General features: G+C 70.8%; 15 protein-coding genes. 8 read left to right on the forward strand and 7 right to left on the reverse strand.

Annotated features, from left to right (window positions below):
- Positions 1-53: 53 nt before the first annotated feature.
- The 5 genes from ACFFRH_RS06170 to ACFFRH_RS06190 all read right to left on the reverse strand — a co-directional run bounded on the left by ACFFRH_RS06170 (position 54) and on the right by ACFFRH_RS06190 (position 6,931).
- Positions 54-722, reverse strand: a complete 669-nt coding sequence (locus tag ACFFRH_RS06170; protein ID WP_344746801.1) for an NUDIX hydrolase — start codon at positions 720-722, stop codon at positions 54-56.
- A 19-nt stretch (positions 723-741) separates the two neighbouring features.
- Complete coding sequence (locus ACFFRH_RS06175) at positions 742-2,592, reverse strand: DUF4434 domain-containing protein (protein ID WP_344746800.1); 1,851 nt, start codon at positions 2,590-2,592, stop codon at positions 742-744.
- A gap of 69 nt (positions 2,593-2,661) precedes the next feature.
- The gene (locus ACFFRH_RS06180; protein WP_344746799.1) at positions 2,662-3,750 is read right to left on the reverse strand and encodes a glycosyltransferase; all 1,089 of its coding nucleotides are present in this window, start codon (positions 3,748-3,750) and stop codon (positions 2,662-2,664) included.
- Between the two features lie 19 nt (positions 3,751-3,769).
- A complete protein-coding gene (locus ACFFRH_RS06185; RefSeq protein WP_344746798.1) occupies positions 3,770-5,035 on the reverse strand; it encodes a nucleotide sugar dehydrogenase in 1,266 nt (421 codons plus the stop codon).
- Between the two features lie 129 nt (positions 5,036-5,164).
- Positions 5,165-6,931: a glycosyltransferase family 4 protein gene (locus ACFFRH_RS06190; protein WP_344746797.1), complete on the reverse strand. Its 1,767-nt coding sequence runs from the start codon at positions 6,929-6,931 to the stop codon at positions 5,165-5,167.
- Between the two features lie 106 nt (positions 6,932-7,037).
- On the opposite strand from ACFFRH_RS06190, the gene ACFFRH_RS06195 reads away from it, so the two are divergent.
- The 4 genes from ACFFRH_RS06195 (at position 7,038) to ACFFRH_RS06210 (ending at position 12,725) form a co-directional block, all read left to right on the forward strand.
- Positions 7,038-7,409 carry a hypothetical protein gene (locus tag ACFFRH_RS06195; RefSeq protein ID WP_344746796.1) on the forward strand — a complete coding sequence of 124 codons (372 nt, stop codon included), beginning with the start codon at positions 7,038-7,040 and terminating at the stop codon, positions 7,407-7,409.
- 49 nt (positions 7,410-7,458) lie between these two features.
- On the forward strand, positions 7,459-8,628 hold the full coding sequence (gene wecB, locus ACFFRH_RS06200; RefSeq protein ID WP_344746795.1) for a non-hydrolyzing UDP-N-acetylglucosamine 2-epimerase: 1,170 nt from the start codon (positions 7,459-7,461) through the stop codon (positions 8,626-8,628).
- 63 nt (positions 8,629-8,691) lie between these two features.
- Complete coding sequence (locus ACFFRH_RS06205) at positions 8,692-10,752, forward strand: glycosyltransferase family protein (RefSeq protein ID WP_344746794.1); 2,061 nt, start codon at positions 8,692-8,694, stop codon at positions 10,750-10,752.
- 689 nt (positions 10,753-11,441) lie between these two features.
- Positions 11,442-12,725, forward strand: a complete 1,284-nt coding sequence (locus ACFFRH_RS06210; protein ID WP_344746793.1) for a DUF418 domain-containing protein — start codon at positions 11,442-11,444, stop codon at positions 12,723-12,725.
- 288 nt (positions 12,726-13,013) lie between these two features.
- On the opposite strand, the gene ACFFRH_RS06215 is transcribed toward ACFFRH_RS06210, so the two are convergent.
- Positions 13,014-13,994, reverse strand: a complete 981-nt coding sequence (locus ACFFRH_RS06215) for an alpha/beta fold hydrolase (protein ID WP_386154895.1) — start codon at positions 13,992-13,994, stop codon at positions 13,014-13,016.
- Complete coding sequence (locus ACFFRH_RS06220; RefSeq protein WP_386154898.1) at positions 13,978-14,658, reverse strand: ATP-binding cassette domain-containing protein; 681 nt, start codon at positions 14,656-14,658, stop codon at positions 13,978-13,980. The genes ACFFRH_RS06215 and ACFFRH_RS06220 overlap by 17 nt, the downstream gene beginning before the upstream one ends.
- 125 nt (positions 14,659-14,783) lie before the next feature.
- Between ACFFRH_RS06220 and ACFFRH_RS06225 the strand changes: the two genes are divergently transcribed.
- The 4 genes from ACFFRH_RS06225 to ACFFRH_RS06240 are packed head-to-tail and all read left to right on the forward strand — an operon-like array spanning position 14,784 to position 18,569.
- Positions 14,784-15,188 (forward strand): GntR family transcriptional regulator, encoded by a 405-nt coding sequence (locus ACFFRH_RS06225; RefSeq protein WP_386154901.1) that lies wholly within the window; start codon positions 14,784-14,786, stop codon positions 15,186-15,188.
- A complete protein-coding gene (locus tag ACFFRH_RS06230) occupies positions 15,185-16,075 on the forward strand; it encodes an ABC transporter ATP-binding protein (protein WP_386154904.1) in 891 nt (296 codons plus the stop codon). Before ACFFRH_RS06225 ends, ACFFRH_RS06230 begins: the two co-directional genes overlap by 4 nt.
- Positions 16,072-17,142 (forward strand): ABC-2 membrane transporter-related protein, encoded by a 1,071-nt coding sequence (locus tag ACFFRH_RS06235; RefSeq protein ID WP_344745793.1) that lies wholly within the window; start codon positions 16,072-16,074, stop codon positions 17,140-17,142. The genes ACFFRH_RS06230 and ACFFRH_RS06235 overlap by 4 nt, the downstream gene beginning before the upstream one ends.
- Positions 17,139-18,569, forward strand: coding sequence for a S41 family peptidase (locus tag ACFFRH_RS06240; protein WP_386154907.1), 1,431 nt, complete (start codon positions 17,139-17,141; stop codon positions 18,567-18,569). Before ACFFRH_RS06235 ends, ACFFRH_RS06240 begins: the two co-directional genes overlap by 4 nt.
- The last annotated feature ends 1 nt before the right edge of the window (position 18,570 follow it).

Here is an 18,570-nt window from a genome sequence, read left to right on the forward strand (position 1 = left end):
CGGCGAGACCCGACGGCTCACGACAGCGGGGCTCGGCGACGGCGGGGCTCCGGCTACTCCTTGAGGGAGCGGAGCATCGGGGGGTGCAGCGCCACGGCGGGGCCGCGGCGGTAGAGCTTGGCGGGGCGGCCGCCGTCGCGGGTGGTGGTGCCGCCGGTGGGCACCAGGAAGCCCTCGGCCTTGGTGACCTTCCGGTGGAAGTTGCGCGGGTCGAGGGTGCGGCCCCAGACGATCTCGTAGACCCGGCGCAGCTCGGCGACGGTGAACTCCGGCGGGCAGAAGGCCGCGCCCAGCGGGGTGTACTCCAGCTTGGCGCGGGCCCGCTCGATCCCGTCGACCATGATGCGCCGGTGGTCGAAGGCCATCTCGCGCAGCAGCGCGGAGACCGGCTGCCAGCTCATGTGCGCCTCGGTGGAGGTCGGCAGGTGCGGGGCGAGGCCGAGATAGGCCACGCTCAGCACGCGCTGGCGCGGGTCGCGGTCGGGGTAGCCGTAGGTCTGGAGCTGCTCCAGGTGCACGAGGGCGCCCGGCAGGCCCGCCCGTTCCGCGAGGACCCGGGCCGCGGCGGCGGGCAGGTCCTCGTCGAGCTGGATGAACCCGCCTGACAGGGCCCAGCGTCCCTCGTACGGCGGTTTGTCGCGCCGCCAGACGAGCGCGCTCAACGCCTGGTGACGCACCGTGAGGACGACAAGGTCCACGCTGACGGGAATGCGCGGCACCATGGCAGGCACGTTACACCGGTCAGACCCGCACGCGGACGTGCAGCGGCTCCGTGGCGGCGCGTCCGTCGGCCGCCGCGACCGAGACCTGGACCCAGGTGTCGTCCGGCACCCTGGACCAGTCGAACGGGATCCACGCCGTGCCCATCCGCACCGGAAGGTCGGGCGGCGGCTCGGTCAGGTTCACCCCGGCCACGTCGACGACGTGCGGCTCCTCCTGGCCCTTCCAGGTGAGCGTGACCTTGGCGCCCATGGGGATGTTGTAGCCGCGGATCTCCACGCCGTCCTGGATGTCGCGCTGCATGCGGATCGCGTCGGCCGCGATGGGCCGGTTGTAGTCACGGGCGATCTCCTCGGCGAGGGACGGGGAGCCGCAGGTGTAGAAGTCGCTCCACATGTAGGAGACGACCTTGGAGACGTAACGCCCGACCTGCGCCACGGCCGTGTCGAGCCGCTCCTTGTCGGTGCGTCCCCGGTCGGAGCCCGCGGCGCACCGCTCCTCGCCGGCCGGCTCGAAGGCCTCGACGTTGGCCCAGAGCTGCACGTGGAAGCCCTGCTCGACCATCCTGGTCCTGGCCAGGGACATCTCGCGGTAGTAGTCGCGGGTCGAGCCGTGGTACGCGTCGCCGTTGGTCTTCTCCTCGACGACCGGGCGCAGCCGCTCGTCGACCTCGTCCTCGCGCTGGTCGGGCCAGAACAGCCCGACCTTGCCGGTACCCCGGCTGTCCTGCGGGGCGATGATCCCGACGCCGGTCCTGACGAGGGCCTCGAAGCCCTTGGCGACCTGCTTGGGGGTGGCGCTGAACGGCCGCTTCTTGCGGGCGTCGAGGTAGGGGCTGACCAGGACGGGCCTGCCGGGCATCTCCTGCTCGACGATCTCGTGCTGCGAGGCGTAGACCCTGAGCGTCGGATGGTCGTCCTCGGAGTCCCCGACGTACTTCATCTCGCGCATCTGCAGCTCGAACGGCTGGTAGAAACCGCCCAGCGACTCCCGGTCCTGGAAGCGCGCCCCGTAGTCCTGCATGATCCGCCGGGTGAGCGTGGTGAGCGTGTCCGTGCCCTGCTTGGCGGCCCGGGTCTTCTGCGCCGGGTCGCGGGGGGCGAGCGGCAGCGCGGGGTAGACCTTCACCCCGAACCGGTCTCCGAGGTCGAGCAGTTCGGTGAGGCTGTCCTGGTACGCGGCCGCGACCAGGATCACGTGGTAGCCGCGTCCCTTCGCCCGGATGTTCGAGCAGCTCGGGTCGTCGCTGCCGTCGTCGGGGGCGACGATCCGGTAGAAGACCGTCTTCTCCGTGACGATCTTCCGCTCGAACTCGGGGCAGCGGAACAGGTCGGGGCCGAACGCCTCGTCGGTCCGGTAGACGAACGTCCAGCTCACCCGGTTGCCGGAGTTGGCGGCCTTGAGGTCGTTCTCCGCCGCCAGCGCGCACGGCACCCCGGCCTCCTCGCACGGCTCGTAGCGGGCGTCGACGTTCCCCTCGCCGTCCAGGACGCGGCCGTCGTCGTCGACCTTGCGCGCCTGCAGGCCCCAGCCGATCCGGATCACCGTGTCGCCGCCCACCTCGTGGATGGCGCCGAACTGCCGGCGCCAGGTGCAGTGGTCGGCGGTCGGGATGAGCCAGTAGCCGGTGATGGCGTACGGCCATCGCATCGTCGTGTCGAACGTTCCACACGGGTCGGTGAACTCGGCCACCTCCGGCACCGGGACCGAAGGGGAAGCGGAAGGCGAGGAGGGGGAGGACGAGGGCGAGGGCGACGCCCCGAGCGACGAGCTCCCCGCCGTCGGGGAGCCGTTCCCGGTGGGAGTGGTCACCACGAACGCCGCCACCCCTGCGAGGATCGCCACGCCCAGGAAAGCGATGAGCCAGCGCACGTTCAGGACACTACCGTTCTTGTGATCAGGCAGACATAAGGAGCCGGGTGGTCCCCGCCGTACCGGAGATCAGCTCTTGACGCCCGCCCACGCCTCCAGCTGGGAGACGAAACGGCGAGCCGAGTTGGGCCAGTGGTGGTTCGCACGAGCCGCCGCATACCCTCGGGCCCCCCGGCCATACCGCTCCCTGGCGTCGTCTCGCAGGAAGAGCACCGCCTGGGCCACGGCCTTGGGATCCTGCCAGGGCACGACGATGCCGCTGTCGTAGCGTTCGACCAGCTCCACCGCGCGAGGCGAGGGGGTGGTGATCACCGGGATGCCGTGCGCCATGTACTCCACGATCTTCGTGGGCATGGAGTGCCGGTAGTTGGGCTCGTCGTGCAGCAGGGAGAGGCCCGCCAGCGCGCCGTCGAGCCGCTTGAGCGCCTCGTCGTTCGGCATGAAGTCGCGCCACTCCAGCACGCCCTCCGCCACCGCCTCGTTCAGCGTCGGCCGCGACTGCGGGTCGGCGTAGCCGATCAGCTCGACCGCCACCCGGTACGGCTGGAGCAGCCGGGCCACCTCGATGGCCTCGCGCACCCCGCGCGCCCCCGACAGCCAGCCGAGGTAGACGACGCGGTCGTCACCCGGCGGGGTCACCTCGTCGGGCACCCAGGTCTCGTTGGGCACCACCAGGTGGGCCTGGCGGAACCGTCCGGCGTAGGCGGACTCGGCGAGCAGCAGGTGCAGGTGCCGCTCGGCCGTGCCTTCGAGCAGGCGGGCCAGGAACCGCACCGGCGGGCGCAGGAACGCGGGGAGCCAGGGCTTCAGCGACAGCGTCGCCGGGGTGTCCTCGTGGACGTCCCAGACCACCGGGGGCCGCTTGCGCATGCCCACCACCGCGAGCAGCAGCTCCGGGTCGTGGATGACCACGAGGTCGACCTGCCCGCGCATGCGCTTGAACACCTTGCGCGCGGCGCGCACGGCCGCGAACCGCTTGCGCTCGGCGGCGCGGGGGAGGTCGACGCCGTTCACCCAGGAGCGGGCCATCACGCCCCGCGCCGTGTACGGGGCCGCATACGTGACCTCATGACCGGCGTCCACGAGCGCGCGGATCTGCCGGTGCAGGATCCGGGCGTCCTCGGGGTGATGCACCACCGTCATGACGAGCACGTGCACTGCGCGCAGCCCTCCGTCGCTAGAGCCGCTCGACGCGTTCACCCTCGGCGAGCACGCCTCGGGTGTCGAGCACGAGCTTGCCTTGGTCCTCGACGATCGACAGGTCGAAGGCGGCGTGCTGCTGCAGCAGCAGCGTCACGTCGGCTTCGGCCACTGCCTTGGCGAGGTCTTCCTCACGTGGCACCTCGACGTCGTCGACGCGCCACTCCTTGACGTACGGGTCGGCGAAGACGAGCTCCGCGCCCAGCTCCAGCAGCGCCCGCGCGACCGGCAGGGCCGGGGTCTCGCGCTCGTCGGCGATGTCGGGCTTGTACGTGACACCGAGCAGCAGCACCCTGGAGCCGTTCACGGGCTTGCGCTGCCGGTTGAGCAGGCGCTGCACGCGGGCGACCACGTACGACGGCATCCGCTCGTTGATCTCCTGGGCCAGCTCGACGAAGCGGAACGGGTATCCCAGCTTGCGCACCGTGTAGGAGAGGTAGGAGGGGTCGACCGGGATGCAGTGCCCGCCGACGCCGGGTCCGGGAAGGAACTTCTGGAACCCGAACGGCTTGGTGGCCGCGGCCTCGATCGACTCCCACAGGTCGACACCGAGCTCGTCGCAGAAGATCGCCATCTCGTTGACGAGGGCGATGTTGACGTGGCGGTAGGTGTTCTCCAGGAGCTTGGCCATCTCGGCCTCGCGGGTGCCGCTCACCGGCACGACCTGCTCGATGAACTGGGAGTAGAACCCGACCGCGCGGTCCTTGCAGGCCGGGGTGTAGCCGCCGACGACCTTCGGGGTGTTGCGCAGGCCGTACTTGGGGTTGCCCGGGTCGATGCGCTCGGGCGAGAAGGCGAGGTGGAAGTCGGTGCCCGCGGCGAGGCCCGAACCCTTCTCCAGGATGGGGCGGGCGACCTCGTCGGTGGTGCCGGGCCAGGTGGTGGACTCCAGGACCACCAGCGAGCCGGCCCGCAGGTTGCGGGCGACGGTGCCGGTGGCACCCTCGACCGCCGACAGGTCGGGGCGGTGGTCCTCGTCCAGCGGGGTCGGCACGCAGATGACGATGGTCCGGCTGTCGGCCAGGACGGCTTCGTCCAGCGTGGCGGTGAAGCCCCCCGCCAGCATGTGCTCGAGGTCGGCGTCGGTCAGGTCGTCGATGTAGGACGAGCCCGCGTTGAGGGCCTCGACCTTCACGGGGTCGACCTCGAAGCCGACGACCCGCAGACCAGCGGCCGTCGCCTCCTTGGCCAGGGGCATGCCGACGTAGCCCAGACCGATGATGGCCAGGTCGTAGGCAGTCACTGGATGACCTTGGAACGCCGGAAACAACACTTCATGGTCGCAAAGGCTATCTCAAGTCCGAACGAGCTACGCCTAATGCGATTGAACGCATCGCAAACGGCTGGTCTCCCTGTTACCAACACGAGACCATCAACCAGCAATCGATCGGTAAATATCACGGTAAGTCTCCGCGATGCGGCTCCACGTACGCTTCGCCGCCACCTCGGCCCGTCCGGCCTCACCCATCTCGGCCCTTCGCTCCGGATCGTCACGCAGCCCGGCGATCGCCTTGGCGAGCGCCTCGGGGTCCCCCGCGGGAACCAGGAGCCCGGCTCCCTCGGAGCCCACCAGCTCGGAGAGGGCGGGCAGGTCGCTCAGCACGACCGGCTTGCCGAGGGCCATCGCCTCGACGGGTTTCAATGGCGTAACGAGTCGGCAGACGCGCAGGTCCTCTCGGGGACAGACGAAGATGTCGATCGCCGCCTGCGCCTGCAGGGCCTCGTCGGGACCGACCCGTCCCGGCAGGATCGCGACGTCGCCCAGTCCCAGCTCCTCGACCTGTTCGAGCAGCGCCGCCCGCTCCACGCCGTCGCCGACGAGCAGCACCCTGACCGGGGCGCCCTCGTCCCGCAGCAGCGCGGCCGCGTTGATCATGGTGGCGAAGCCCTCGTAGGCCACGATGCTCGACACCGAGCCCATCACGATCTCGCCGGGCTCGATGCCGTACGCGGCGCGGAAGGCCGCGCCGTCGTACTCGGCGCTGAGCAGCGCGTCGTCCACCGCGTTCGGCGCGAGATAGATCTTCTCCCTCGGCACCCCGCGTTCGACGATCTCGGTGGCCATGGTCTCCGCGAGGGTGACCACGGCGTCGGCGGAGCGCATGATGAACGCCTCGCGGTCGCGCTGGAGCACGTGCCGCTGGCTGCCGATGCGCTTGGGGTCGCGGGAGGCCCAGGTCTCCTCCAGGAAGCCCCGCACCTCGTAGACCATCGGCGTGCCGGTGCGCTCGCGCACCGCGAGCGCCACCGACCCGTTGCGGTGGTCGGTCGCGGCGTGCAGCACCTGCGGTCGCAGGGTCCTGACCAGCTCGGTCACCTCTCCGGCGCCGCGGATCATCCGTCCCTGGCTCTCGAACGGCACCTCGCCGCTCGGGATCAGCCGGTGGTAGGGGATCCCGTCGATCTCCTCGTACGGCGTCGCGTCGGCGTGCCCCTGCATCATCGGCCAGCCCCAGCTGGTCACGACGTGCGGGTCGAGCCCGGCGGCCTTCTGCGAGGTGACGATGCGGTGCGTGCGGACGGTGTATCCGGCCTGCGTGTACGGCAGCGCGTTGGTCACGCAGTGCAGCACCCGGCCGGGGAACCTGTCGCCCACGATCACCTTCGCCTTGGGCGGGATCGGGTTCGGCTGGATCGCGGCCAGCTCTCCGGCGTAGTAGGCGTACCGGCGCTTGATGAAGGGATAGCGCGTGTGGGCCTGCAGCACCGCGGCGGCCTCGCTCATCCGGCCGGAGTCGAAGTGCTCCTTCGCCTCGCTCCACGGGCCCTTCACCAGGCGCATGCCGAGCTTGCGTACGACGATCTTGGCGCGGCGCGCGACGGGCCAGGCGAACCGGCCCACGACGGGGCGGACACTCGGCGGGAGCGTCTCGGCCGCCGCCTGCGCCACGCGCACCGGGTCGGACTTCACCTTGGTCGCCACGACACGGGAGACGATGACCGGGTGCTGGACGAAGCCCTTGATCAGCCCGCGCAGTCCGGCCCTGGCCGACTTCGCCGCCACCGGGGTGGGCGTGGAGCCCGGGGACTCCGGAGAGCCGGGGGAGCCCGGGGACATCGGGGTGACCGAGGACGCAGGGAGCGACGCGGGGACCTTCTCCTCGTCCTCGTCCGAGGGCCTCGCCGGGACCGTGGGCATGTCGGAGACCGGGACCGCGTCCGGGCTTTCTGCCGGGTCCCCGACGGGGTCCTGAGGCGTGTCCGTGGCCGGAGGTGTTTCCGCGCTCGGCGGGGGCGGCGGCTCCGTGGGCGTGTCCACGGCGGGCTCGGCCAAGACCGGGGTCGTCTCCTGGACCGTTTCCCGGGCCTCCTCCCGGGCGGAGGGTGTCTCCGGCTCGGAGGATGCCTTGGGCGCCGCAGGTGTCTCGGGCCGCTCCGGACTCGGAGGCGTCATCGAAGCCGAGGTCTCGTCGGGGGCCTCGACCGCTGGAGGGGTCACCGAAGCGGAGGTCTCGACGGCGGGGGTCTCGACAGCGGAGGTCTCGACGGCCGGAGGCGTCACCGAAGGGGAGGGTGTCGCCGGCACCGAGGATGTCGCCGGACCCGGGGGCTTCGCCGGAACCTTCGCTGGAACCGAGGGGGAGTCTGGCCTGTTGGCATCGGATACCACGCCGTGACCGTACCATAGGCAACGTTTGCCCCACTGCCGCATGAAAGGCGAGGTCAATGAGGGACTTTGCCCGTCCGGGCGCTGCTCAGGGCCCCGATAATCCCCTCGTCCTGCACGTGCTCGGCGCGCGTCCCAACTTCGTGAAGGCCGCGCCCGTGGTGCGCGCCCTCGCCGAGCTCGGGGTGCGACAGGGCATCGTCCACACCGGTCAGCACTACGACGCGCTGATGTCGGACGTGTTCTTCGCCGACCTCGGTCTCCCCGAGCCGATCGCCAACCTCGGCGTCGGTTCCGGCTCGCACGCCCGCCAGACGGCGGCCCTGCTGGTCGGCCTGGAGGACGTGGTGCTCGAACACCGTCCCACCCTGGTGGTCGTCTACGGCGACGTGAACTCGACGCTGGCCGCGATCCTCGTCTGCGCCAAGCTCAACGTGCCGACCGCGCACGTGGAGGCGGGCCTGCGTTCCTTCGACCGGGAGATGCCCGAGGAGGTGAACCGGATCGTCACCGACGGCCTGTCCGACATCCTCTTCGCCACCTCGCCGGACGCGCTCTCCCACCTGGCCGCCGAGGGCGTCGACCCGGCCCGGGTGCACCTCGTCGGCAACCCGATGATCGACAGCCTGTTCTCCGCGCTCGACCACCTCGACCCCGCCCCGGTCCGCGCCCGGCTCGGCCTTCCCGAGCGGTACGCGGTGGCGACCCTGCACCGTCCCGGCAACGTCGACGACCCGGCCTCCGCCAAGGAGCTGGTCAACGCCGTGCTGTCGGTGAGCGAGCGCCTCCCGGTCGTGGTGCCGCTGCACCCGCGCGGCCGGACCCGTCTTGCGGAGGCGGGACTGGTGAACGGGGAGAACCTCCTCATCGTCGACCCGCTGGGCTACGTGGAGTTCCTGTCGCTGGTGCGGGGCGCGACGCTGGTCGTCACCGACTCCGGCGGCGTGCAGGAGGAGACGACCATGCTGGGCGTCCCCTGCCTCACGGTGCGGCCCAACACCGAGCGGCCGATCACCATCACGCACGGCACCAACCGGCTCGTCACCCCCGCGCAGCTGCCCGCCGCCGCCGACCGGGCGCTGGCGGACGGCGCGGCGACGCCGTCGGGCGAGCTGCCCCCGCTCTGGGACGGAAAGGCCGGACCCCGGATCGCCCGGGTGATCGAGAGCTGGCTGCGCGGCGGCAACCTCTCACCGGCCGGCCAATCCGTATCGCCCAAATCCCTTTAAAACGACTTTTTCGGTACGGCTATGGTCGTACGCTGGCACGACCCCTGACAAAGGCGATTCCCCATGAGCGATGAGACCCCAGAAGAGCCGAAGTTCCAGCGTCTCGGGCCGATCAACTGGCTTCCCGAGGAGCGCAAGGTCGTCGAGCGTCTCGAGGAGCGCGTCCAGGACCTGGAGCGGCGCCTCGCCATCGCCGAGGCGCGGGCCGACTACGCGCAGTGGAAGCTGGAGTCGACCAAGGTGCAGCGCCCCTACCGGGTGGCCGAGGCACTGACGGCGGCCAAGGGTGCTCCCGGGGTCACCGCGCTGCCGGGCAGGCTGCGCTCCGCGATGCAGGCCCGCAAGGGGCCCAAGCCGCCCCGCCCGGTGGCCGAGGTGGTCGAGGAGCTCAAGAACCAGGGGCCCGTGGTCGACGTGCCGCAGGTCAAGTGGCCCGCCGGTCCGATCGTCCGTCCCGACATGAAGGTCGCGGTCATCCTGGACGACTTCTCCCGGATGGCGTTCAAATACGAGTGGGACCAGATCGAGTTCGGGCTCCGCGACTGGCCGCAGATCTTCGCCGAGCGCCGTCCCGAGCTGTTGTTCGTGGAGTCGGCCTGGCACGGCAACCAGGGCCGCTGGCGCTACCAGATGACCGGCACGAAGGCTCCCAAGCCCGAGCTGCTCGCCCTGATCGACTGGTGCCGCGCCGAGGGGATCCCCACGGTCTTCTGGAACAAGGAGGACCCGCCGAACTTCGACTTCTTCATCGACACCGCCAAGCTGTTCGACTACGTCTTCACCTGCGACGGCGACATGGTCCCCCGCTACCGCGAGGTGCTGGGCCACGACCGGGTCGACGTGCTGCAGTTCGCCGCGCAGCCCCGGGTGCACAACCCCATCCAGGACAAGCGCGGGCGCGTGAACGACGTGGTCTTCGCGGGCATGTACTTCCGGGACAAGCACCCCGAGCGCCGCGAGCAGATGGAAACCGTCATCGCCCCGATCCGCGAGCTCGGGCTGCACATCTTCGCCCGCAACGGCACCGTGGACCCGAAGTACGCCTGGCCGAAGGAGTACGTCCCGCACATCGTGGGCGAGCTCCCGTACGACCAGATGCTGGCCGCGTACAAGATGTACAAGGTCTTCCTCAACGTGAACTCGGTGCTCGACTCGCCGACCATGTGCGCCCGCCGCGTCTTCGAGCTGTCGGCCTGCTCGACGTCGGTGGTCTCCGGCTGGTCCCGGGCCATCGAGGAGACCTTCGGGTCGCTGATCCCGATCGCCCGCGACGAACTGGAGTCGTACAACCAGGTCCTGCACCTGATCAACAGCCCCGAGCTGCGCGCCCGCCAGGGGCACCTGGCCATGCGCGAGGTCTTCGACAAGCACCTGTTCTCGCACCGCGTGGACCAGATCCTGGGGCTCCTCGGCAAGCCGGTGCGGCAGCGGACCCGGTCGATCTCGGTGGTCCTGCCCACCAACCGCGCCGCCCAGATCGAGCACGCGATCTCCTCGGTGGCCCGGCAGATCCACCGGCCCGTCCAGCTCGTCATGGTCCTGCACGGCCTCGACATCGACCCCGTCGTCGTCGCCGACAAGGCCCGGATGGCCGGGATCACCGACGTGGTCGTCCTGCCCGCCGACGAGTCGCTGTCGCTGGGCGCCTGCCTCAACATGGGCATCGCCGCGGCCGAGGGCGAGCTGATCGCCAAGATGGACGACGACAACCTGTACGGCGAGCACTACCTGTCGGACCTGGCCCGCGCCTTCGACTACTCCGACGCCGAACTGGTCGGCAAGGGCGCGCACTACGCCTACTTCGAGGGCGGCAACACCACCATGCTGCGCCTGCCCGGCCTGGAGCACCGCTACGCCTTCCTCGTCCAGGGCGGCACCTTCCTCGGCAAGGCCGACATGTTCCGCCACTACGGCTTCGAGGACATCACGCGCGGCGAGGACACCCGCCTGGTCCGCCGCCTCAAGGAAGACCGCGTCAAGATCTACTCCGCCGACCGCTTCAACTTCGTCTACTGGCGCAGCGGCGACAAGTCCATGCACACCTGGCAGGCCGACGACATCAAGCTCACCCGCAACGCCCAGTTCTCCTTCGCCGGGCATCCGGAAGCGCACGTCATGATCTGACGTTGCTGGGGCGGTTCCCGAAGGTTTTTGGTGGAGCGGCTCCCGAAGGTTTTTCTGAGGCATGGACACAACGGCTGCTCTGCCAGGCGCGTGTCAGCGTTCGTCACCTTCCCGGCAGATCAGGTGGGTTCGCGCTCCGGTGGGTGGGTGCTCCGGGCGGCCGTCGTTGGTGGCGGCTCCGGTGTGTCAGGCCTCCGGCCTGGCGGGCGCGCTGGTCACGGATTTTTATAAGCCGCCCGGAACACCCACCCACCTCCGCGCACGACCTGTCTCGCCGTACGCCGTGCGGACCGTAGTGGCTTTGCGACGGGCCGCCCATGGGGCTCTTCGACGCTGAAGCGATCCGTACGGGCTCGTTCGGGGTTGTTCGCCGTAGCTGAAGCGCCGGTGCGGAAAGGAGCGCAGGGGCGCTCGCCGGGGGCTCGCTCGCCGTACGAGGCTCATGGGGTTCTGCCGGGGAGTACGTCGCCTGCCGGAAATCAGTCGCTCTCTCAAATCGGGCCCCTTCATACCTCCTGCTGTCGTATCGTGACCGTAGGTGATCGAGCGGTTACCGACGTGTCGGTGCTCGCTCGTCACGAAAACCGCCGACGGCGGATTCCCCAGCGAGTTCACGGCCCCGCCCTCGAACGCGACGCCTGAGACGACCTCGCCCGGCCACGACAGTACGACAGGAGATCCGCTCCCTCATGGCGACCACCAGCGCCCCGATCCGCGGCCCTGTTCAGACCGGCGAGCGCGCGCTCGCGCCCGATCTCGCCCGCGGCTTCATGCTGTTGCTCATCGCCGTGGCGAACACCCCCTGGTATCTGTGGGGCCGGGAGCTCCGGGCCACCACGATCCATCCGCCCGGGGGCTCGGCACTGGACCGGATCACCCAGGTGGCCGCCATCGTCGGGGTGGACTGCCGGGTCTATCCGATGTTCGCGTTCCTGTTCGGCTACGGCATGGTGCAGCTTCTGTCGCGCCAGCGGGCCGCCGGGCACTCGGAGCGGGCCGTACGAGCACTGCTGCGCCGCCGCGGCCTGTGGCTGCTCCTGTTCGGGTTCGTGCACGCGGCGCTGCTGTGGCAGGGGGACATCCTCGGCGCGTACGGCCTGGCCGGGCTCCTCCTCTCCTGGCTGTTCCTGCGCCGGAAGGACCGCACGCTGCTCGTCTGGGCCGCGATCGGCACGGGCGTCCTCACACTGGCGACCCTGCTCGGCGTCGTGTGGGCCTGCTTCGCCGCGGACACGTCCCCTGGGATCGCCGGCTACCTGCCCTTGGGGGCGGCGAGCGTCGCCGAGAGCGATCCGTTCGCCGCGGCGTTGGGACGCCTGGCCTTCTGGCCGATGGTCGTGGTCGGCCAGGGCCTGCTGGGGCTCGTCATGCCCGTCGCGATCGTCCTCGGTTTCTGGGCGGCCCGGCGGCGGATCCTGGAGCAGCCGGGCGAGCACCTGCCGCTGCTGCGCCGCGTCGCCGTCACGGGCATCGCCATCGGCTGGCTGGGCGGACTGCCCCACGCGGCGGCGGTCATGGGGGTGCTGAGGATCCCCGAGGAGTCGATGTTCGTTTTCGAGCTGTCCCAGACGGCTACCGGCCTGCCCGCCGGGCTGGGTTACGCGGCGGTGTTCGGGCTGGTCGGGCACCGGCTCGGGCACCGGCTCGGACGTCGGCGACGGCCCGGCCCGGTGTCCACGGCGGTGGCCGCGGTGGCTTCGGTGGGCAGGCGATCGCTGTCGGCCTACCTCGCCCAGTCACTGCTCTGCGCCCCGGTGCTGGCCGCATGGGGCCTCGGGGTCGGGGCCCACCTGCACAGCGCCTCCGTGGCCGGCTACGCGATCGGCGTCTGGCTGATCACCGTGGCCGCGGCCCACGGCCTGGAGCGTCGCGACAACCGAGGACCCGCCGAGGTGCTCCTGCGCCGGCTGACGTACCGGACGCGGCACACACCGGACAGCCCGGCCATCGCCACCCTGGAGGCAGGCCGGTAGCGGGTCGGGGAACCGGTCGCGCCGCCCCGTCCGCCACGTGGAACCAGACGGCGGTGCCCGCCTCGGTGTCGTGGTGGACGTCCCACCCGGCCGCCATCGTCTCCACCAGGAGCAGGCCACGCCCGCCGTCGCTGTCGGTTCCGGCCGCGCGGACGAACGGCAGACTGGTCGCCGAGCCGTCGTCGATCGGGTGGCCATGATCAGGGAAACGATCTCGCGGCTCACCACGTGAAAGTGACTCTCCGCGTGAAACCCGTGCGCGCTCTTCTCCTCTCGGGCCGGGGATTCTCAGCTCAGGGACGCGAGCCAGCCGGTCAGGATCTGGTTGACCTCGTGAGCGCGTTCCTGCTGGATCCAGTGGCCGCAACCGTCGAGGAGGTGGGAGGAGGCGAGTCCGGGCAGGGTGACGGGGTAGGCGTCGATCGCGTCGGTCAGCCAGGTGGTGGAGGCGTCCAGGGCGCCGCCGACGAACACCGACGGCTGAAGGATGGGGGCCCCGTCCCAGGGAGCGAGGTCCTCCCAGTCCCGGTCCATGTTCCGGTAGCGGTTGAGCGCCGCGCTCATGCCGGTGCGTTCGAACTCTCCGGCGTAGACGTCCAGGTCGTCATGGGTGAGCCAGAACGGCAGCGGACCAGTGGGGAACCGCTCGCGGAGCGTGCCGCCACGGGTGGCGAAATGGGGGTCGGGCATCCCGGGGGCGGGCATGGTGTCGCCGGAGAGCGCGGCGTAGAACCCGGCCAGCCAGCCACGCACGTCCGGTTCGATCTCGGCCTCGGCCCGGCCGGGCTTCTGGAAGTAGCTGACGTAGAACTCCTCCTCACCGCCCATCCGGGCGAAGACCTCACTGGGCCGGGGCCCGCCCCGAGGTGCGTAGGGAACACTCAGCAGCCCGACGGCGGTGAACACCTCCGGCCGGACCAGGGCGCTGTTGGCGGCGATGCTCGAACCCCAGTCGTGACCGATGACGATCGCGGTTTCCTCGCCCAGGGCGCGCACCACCGCGACGTTGTCCTCGATCAGTTCCAGCATCCGGTAGGCCGCCACCTCGTCCGGCCTGGACGAACGGCCGTATCCGCGCACGTCCAGGGCCACCGCCCGGTATCCGGCCGCGGCCAGCGCCGCCAGCTGGTGGCGCCAGGAGTACCAGGACTCCGGGAAGCCGTGCACCAGCAGCACCAGCGGCCCGGTGCCCTGCTCCACCAGATGGGTCCGGCCCGCCGGGGAAGGAACCAGACGGTGTGTTCCCCTGACCTCAACTGCTCGCGACATGAATCCTCCTGAATCGAGGTGCTCCTCCCCATCGTGGAGTGGTGGCCCGGAAGCCCGCGAATCCTGTTGCCACTTCGGCAACAATCCTCGGCTCACCCCTCCCCGCCGAGATCAATTCATGTTCGGGCAACCACGAACGGGAGCGTACGGTCCCGGCTCGTACGGTCGGGGATCCGGCGGTGGCCGCTGACGCCGCCCGTGACGGCCGGCGGGGCCATCCCTCCTGGCCGGGGGGCGACCAGTGGCCTACGAGGTCGGCGTACTTGCGGTTGCCCGCGAGGAGTTCGGCGTGCGTGCCGAGGTCGGCGCGCGATCCGTCGAGGAGCAGGACGCGGCGGGCGCGGTAGGCGGACGCGAGGCGGTGCGCGACGACGACGAGCGTGCCGGGCCTGGCGGCGAAGGCCGTCTCCGCCCGCGCCTCGGCGACCGGGTCGAGGTGGCAGGTCGCCTCGTCGAGGATCACCACCCGGGCGGGCGACAGGTGGACCCTGACCAGGACGAGGAGCTGGCGTTCGCCGCTGGACAGTTGCGTGGCGGGGTCGTCGATCTCCGCGTCGTACCCGCCGAGCCGCTCGACGAGTTCCGTCGCCCTCAGCGCCCGCGCCGCCGACGCCAGGTCGGCGTCTCCGGCCGCCGGGTTGAGGTAGCACAGGTTCTCGCGCACGGTCCCGGCGACCCTGCCTCCGACTTCCGGTGAGCGGACCCCGTGGACCGTGATGGCCTCCCGCCACGCGCCTTCTTAACAAGTTCCATACATGTAATAATCTAAAGTACTAGGACAGTAGATAAATGGAGGAACCGTTGATCGAGTTCCATTTGGACGCGAAGTCCGGCGTCTCGCCGTACATGCAGCTGGTCCAGCAGGTACGGCACGCGCTACGACTCGGCCTCCTGCACGAGGGCGACCAGCTGCCGACCGTCAAGGAGGCCGTGGCGCAACTGGCGATCAACCCCAACACCGTCCTCAAGGCCTACCGGGAGCTCGAACACGAGGGCCTGGTCGCCGCCAGGCCGGGAGTCGGGACGTTCGTGACGGCGACCCTCACCGACACCTCGCTGGCCGCGCACGGCCCGCTACGGCTGGAGCTACAGCGCTGGCTGGCCAAGGCCCGCCGGGCCGGCCTCGACGACGAGAGCATCGAGGCCCTCTTCACGACCACCTTTCGGACCACCGCTCAGGAGGACATAGCGTGACCACTGTCCTGCAAGCCCAGGCACTGGGCAGGAAGTACGGCAAGCGCTGGGCGCTGCGCGAGTGCACCATCGACATCCCGGCGGGCCACGTCGTCGGGCTGGTCGGACCCAACGGAGCCGGCAAGACCACGCTGCTGAAGCTGGCCAGTGGCCAGCTGGAGCCGACGGCGGGCGCCATCACCGTGCTGGGCGGGCGGCCCGGGGGCACGCCCGCCCAGCTGGCCAAGGTCGGCTTCGTCGCCCAGGACACCCCCGTCTACGCGGGACTGACCGCCGCCGAACACCTGCGGCTGGGCGCCCGGCTCAACCCCCGCTGGGACGCCGCGATGGCACGGGAGCGCATCGCGCGGCTCGGTCTCGACCCCGCCCAGCGGGCGGGCAGGCTCTCGGGCGGCGAACGCGCCCAGCTCGCCCTCACCCTGGGCCTGGCCAAGCGGCCCGAACTGCTGATCCTGGACGAGCCGGTCGCCTCGCTGGACCCGCTGGCCCGCCGCGAGTTCATGCAGGGACTGATGGAGGCCACCGTCGAGCACGAGTTCAGCGTCGTGCTCTCCTCCCACCTGGTCTCCGACCTGGAACGGACCTGCGACTTCCTGGTCGTGCTGGTCGACTCCCGCGTCCAGGTCTCCGGGGAGACCGACAAGCTGCTGGCCACCCACCACCGGCTCACCGGCCCGCGCCGCGATCCCGACCGCCTCCCCGCCGGCCAGCGTGTGATCTCCGCGCGCCACACCGACCGGCAGAGCACGTACGTGGTCCGTACCGACTCGCCGATCCACGACCCCGCCTGGACGGTCACCCGGCTCAGCCTGGAGGACCTCGTCCTGGCCTACATGGAGAAACGCACCGCCGAGAGCCGGCGAACCCCCCTGGAGGTGCGGCGATGATCTGGCTGACCTGGCGCCAGTTCCGCGGCTCGGCCGCGATGACGGCCGCCGTCCTCGTGGTTCTCACCACCGCCCTGGCCCTGACCGGCCCGGACCTGGCCTCCCGCTACTCCGCCGGGATCGCCGCCTGTACGCGGGACAGTTCCTGCGACCGATTCTTCGACCGGTTCTTCGGCGACTACGACCTCCCCTTCCTGGCCGTCAGCCTCGTCGTGCTGCTCCTGCCGGCGCTGATCGGGCTCTTCTGGGGAGCACCGCTGATCACCCGGGAGCTGGAGGCGGGCACGCACCTGCTGGTGTGGAACCAGAGCATCACCCGCGGCCGCTGGCTGGCGGTCAAGCTCGGGCTCACCGGCCTGGTCGCCGTCGCCGCCGCCTGCCTGTGCGGCCTCGCGGTGACCTGGTGGTCCGCCCCCCTGGACAAGTCGGCCGCTCCTGAGCTGGCCCTGATGGCTCCCCTGGTGTTCGGCGCGCGCGGCATCGTCCCGATGGGGTACGCGGCCTTCGCCTTCGTCCTGGGCGTGACCGTGGGCATGCTGGTACGCCGCACGCTGGCCGCGATGGCCCTCACCCTGGCCCTCTTCACCGTGATCCAGATCGCCATGCCGCTGCTCGTCCGTCCCCACCTGATGCCCCCCGTCACCTCGGTCTTCGAGCTCAGCAAGACGAACGTGGACGGCATCGGTATAAATCGGGACGAAACCCAGTTCGTGCACATCGTGCTTGAGTCGGCCGTTCCCGGTCACGCCGGCGCCTGGGTCCTGTCCAGTGACTTCGTCGATCCGTCCGGGCGCACGATCGCCGGCAGCGGCACGGAGGGCGCCGTCAGGACCTCCACCACGTCGGGGCCCTGCGCGCCGCCGGGAGCGGGGGCGGGAGCGGGGGCGGGAGCGGGCATGGAGGGGTGCCTGGTCGAGGTCAACCGGCTCGGTTATCGGCAGCGGGCGACCTACCAGCCCCTGGAGCGCTTCTGGCCCTTCCAGTGGATCGAGACCGGCATCTACGCCCTGCTCACCGCCGTCCTCACCTGGTTCTGCTTCTGGTGGGTCCGAAGGCGCCTGTCATGACCACCATCAGCACCGCTGCCAGGACCGCCACCGCCGGGCTCGCGCTCCTGCTGGCGGCGGCCTGCACCGCGCCGACACCGCCGCGCGTCCAGGCGGGCACCGCGGGCCCGACGGTCTGCGCGCGCCCCCAAGGACCACCCGCAGCCGAGACCCCCACCACGATCGACGTCGTCGAGCAGGCCTACTTCTGCATCCTGGGCACCTACTACAGCGGCGCCACCCTGGACGCCCGCTCACTGCTGCACGCCGCGTTCGCCGCCCTGACCCAAGAACTCAACCGCGACGGACGCGACGTGCCCGGGGCGACCATGCCCGCCCTGACCGGTGACCGCGAAACCGACTGGGCAGCCTTCGAGACCGCCTACCGCGACACCACCGACCAGGTCCCCGACCTGCGCGACCAACTGGCCGTCGTCACCCTGCAGGCCATCGTGGCCGCCCTCGACGACAACCACGCCCGCTGGACACACGACGTCAGACGGCCGCCCGACCACTACGACGGCGACGGCTACGGCCTGGGCCTGACCACCAACGTCACCGCCGCGCAAGCCGACACCAACCCCGCCACCGCCGTCGCCCCGCTGTTCGTCACCACCGTGCACGGCGGCGCCGCCCAAGCCGCCCACCTGCGCCCGGGCGACATCATCGAAGCGATCAACGAATCCGCGCCCTTCATCGACGGCAAGGCCACCCCCGCCGTCACCGCCCTCTACCCCGAGTATCCGGAGGCGCGGCCGGTACGGCTGCGGCTGCTGCGCCAGAGCACCGGCCGCCGCTGGAACGTGACGCTACGGCCCGGCCTCTACCAACGTGACCTGGCCTCCCTTCAGGTGGTGCGATCGAAACTGCTGGACGACGACATCGCCTACGTACGGATGACCGGGTTCGCCTCCGACTCCGCCAACCGGGTGTTCAAAGCCGTCGCCCGGCTGCGGACCGGCCGGACGCTGTCCGGGGTTGTGCTGGACCTGCGCGGCAACGGCGGCGGCAGTCCCACCGAGGCGGCCCGGCTGCTGAGCGCCTTCGTCCACGGCAAGGTCACCGCCTACCAGTGCACCGTGGACGCCAGGTGCGAGGCGTCACCGACCGACGACACCGTCGAACTCCTCGGCCTGCCGCTGGCGGTACTCACCGACCGCGGCTGCGCCTCGGCCTGCGAGCACTTCAGCTCCGCGGTCAAGGACCTGCGCCTCGGACACCTGGTCGGCACCAGAACCGCCGGGGTCGTCTCCGGCCCGGCGCAACCGTACCTGCTCGCCGACAACACCCTCCTGAGCTTCCCCGACAGACACCACCTGGGACCCGCCCGCGAGGTGATCGACCGGATCGGCGTGCCACCCGACCACCATGTGCCCCTCACCCCCGAGGACGCGGCCACCGGACGCGACCCCGCCCTGGCCAAGGCCCTGACCCTGCTGCACAAGTGAA

It is taken from the genome of Streptosporangium vulgare (genome assembly GCF_042428775.1).
Taxonomy (GTDB): Bacteria; Actinomycetota; Actinomycetes; order Streptosporangiales; family Streptosporangiaceae; genus Streptosporangium; species Streptosporangium vulgare.